The sequence below is a fragment of the Rheinheimera baltica DSM 14885 genome (assembly GCF_000425345.1).
Classification (GTDB): Bacteria; Pseudomonadota; Gammaproteobacteria; order Enterobacterales; family Alteromonadaceae; genus Alishewanella; species Alishewanella baltica.
In genome coordinates, this window is sequence record NZ_AUDG01000115.1 from 1 (window position 1) to 2,035 (window position 2,035).

Below are 2,035 nucleotides of genomic sequence, written 5' to 3' on the forward strand. Positions count from 1 at the left end.
AACAGCTGATCCAGTAATTGGTCTGTAATTGGCATTCTTTATCCCTTCTAAGGAGTTAGATAGAATGCCACTTACACAGTTTTTTTTACAGACTCAAAAAAAGCGACGTTGAGACTACCTCGTACAACGCTTATGCTTTCTGTCCCGAAATAATTTATTTGAAATTTTTATATAAATTAAATAATCTTACACTCTCGAGATTAAACCTTTGAGCAATGCATCATCAACTACAACCTTACCAAGCTTTAAAGGACCAAAATCAAATGCAATTAATGAATCTTTCTCGAGCTTTTTGATATCAGCTATCTCTTCATTTAAGAAAATTGTTCCCTCCGCTCTCACATAATATGCTGTAATAATCTGGTTCATTTTCTTTAAAGGATAAAAACCAATAAAATCACAACTCAAAACGTCGAGTCCGAGCTCTTCTTTAACCTCTCGTGCTATAGCTGAAGATGGCAGTTCACCCGCATCTAAAAAGCCCGAAATAAGCGAGAACAGTCCTTCAGGCCACGCTCTATTTCTGGCAAGGATAAACTGACTATTGCAATAGACTAGGGCAGCTACAACTGGGACAGGGTTATTCCAATGCACAAAGCCACAATCCCCCGAACAAACGTCCAAATCGCGTCCGTCTAAAAACTTTGTCACAATTGGTGAGGTACACATAGGGCAGAATAAATAATGTTGCATTTGATCACCCATATACTCAGATATATCTACCGATGACACATACTTCTTTATTTACGCAAACACGAAATATAAGGCTCAAGGAGTCGACTTGCAGCTCAGCAACTTCTCCTAAAGCAATTGGCCTAACAAACTTAGAATCGATTTGCTTAAGAGCTAATCCGTATTGTTTCTCGATGAGAGATTCCGCATTTCCGACTGTTTGCATACCGTGAATTATTGGCTGCTTCATACCAAATAATTTAGCAGACCAACCCCATAAGTGAATTGGGTTCCAGTCTCCTGATACGCTGGCATATAAGCGCCCCGCATCCTCACCAATCGTCCACTGTCCTAACGTTTCCAAGTTTACATTTTGGAGTGCTGTTGTACTTTTTATACCTTCTTTAAGTCTCTTTATAAAGTAGCGACTCTTACAGCGTATTCTTGGCTCTTTGTTTGCGTTTATTAGTGTCTCAAAATCAACATAAAGTCGGCCATTTTCCTCGATCGCTATGTAGGTGTTATCAATTTCTATACATTCTTTATCATTCAGGTCAGAGTAACGCTCTATTGAATTCTCAACTTGAACCATACCAGCAGCTCTAAAAGGAAAGCTTGAATCTAACATGCATGCTAACTGCGCACGCTGTGCCAAAGTATAATAAAATGTCAAAGGTATTCTGTCTTCGTTAGCTTGGATCTGAGTTTTATAGCTTGAAATATTATTGAAATAAGGGGGGGTACACCGAAAAATATTCTTCACACTCACTTTTGAATAGCTGTTATTTGCCCCTTTTAAAAGAAGTCGAATGAGTGTTTTCACGTTCAGTTCTGGTAAGGTATTGTGCTTTTCCATATAGATCACCGGTAGTTATCTAATTTGGGACGAATGAGTGCTACTAGCATAGCTACGCCAGTGTAAATACCAACCAACTGAACGATTTCAATCAATTGCGCATCATCAAAATAGTTACGAAGCTTGTAAAAAGTATTATCACTTACATCAAGGCAAGTAACTAATTCATCAACGAGACTTACCACTGCACACAATTCTGACGACCAAAGCGAAGTGTTGATTCTTTCTTGCTTTAAATCCTCAATCTGTTCTGATGACACACCCATAATCAGAGAAATAGTTTGTACATGCAGATTAAACTCGTAATGATTGCGTGTTGATATACATGTTCTGAGAATAATTACTTCGCGCAGCTGCTTACTGAGACTTTTAAGATCGAGAAGACCTGATGGTCCGAGAAAACCAATATCTATGTAAGCGTAACCCCAACCACACATTCCAAGCTTAGCTAAGTTTTCATACCCTGTTTGGATCTACTACCAGACAGGGGTTTCACATGATCCGCAG

3 protein-coding genes are annotated in these 2,035 nt (G+C 38.8%); all 3 read right to left on the reverse strand.

Annotated elements, in window-relative coordinates; translation table 11 throughout:
• Positions 1-186 precede the first annotated feature (186 nt).
• Genes H595_RS0119510 through H595_RS23080 form a run of 3 tightly spaced genes read right to left on the reverse strand, consistent with a single transcriptional unit; the run spans position 187 to position 1,965 of the window.
• The gene (locus H595_RS0119510) at positions 187-693 is read right to left on the reverse strand and encodes an NUDIX domain-containing protein (protein WP_027672643.1); all 507 of its coding nucleotides are present in this window, start codon (positions 691-693) and stop codon (positions 187-189) included.
• Between the two features lie 16 nt (positions 694-709).
• Positions 710-1,528 carry a MaoC/PaaZ C-terminal domain-containing protein gene (locus tag H595_RS0119515; protein WP_027672644.1) on the reverse strand — a complete coding sequence of 273 codons (819 nt, stop codon included), beginning with the start codon at positions 1,526-1,528 and terminating at the stop codon, positions 710-712.
• Between the two features lie 5 nt (positions 1,529-1,533).
• Entirely contained in the window at positions 1,534-1,965 is a 432-nt protein-coding gene (locus H595_RS23080) for a carboxymuconolactone decarboxylase family protein (protein ID WP_037055536.1), read from the reverse strand.
• Positions 1,966-2,035: the final 70 nt, after the last annotated feature.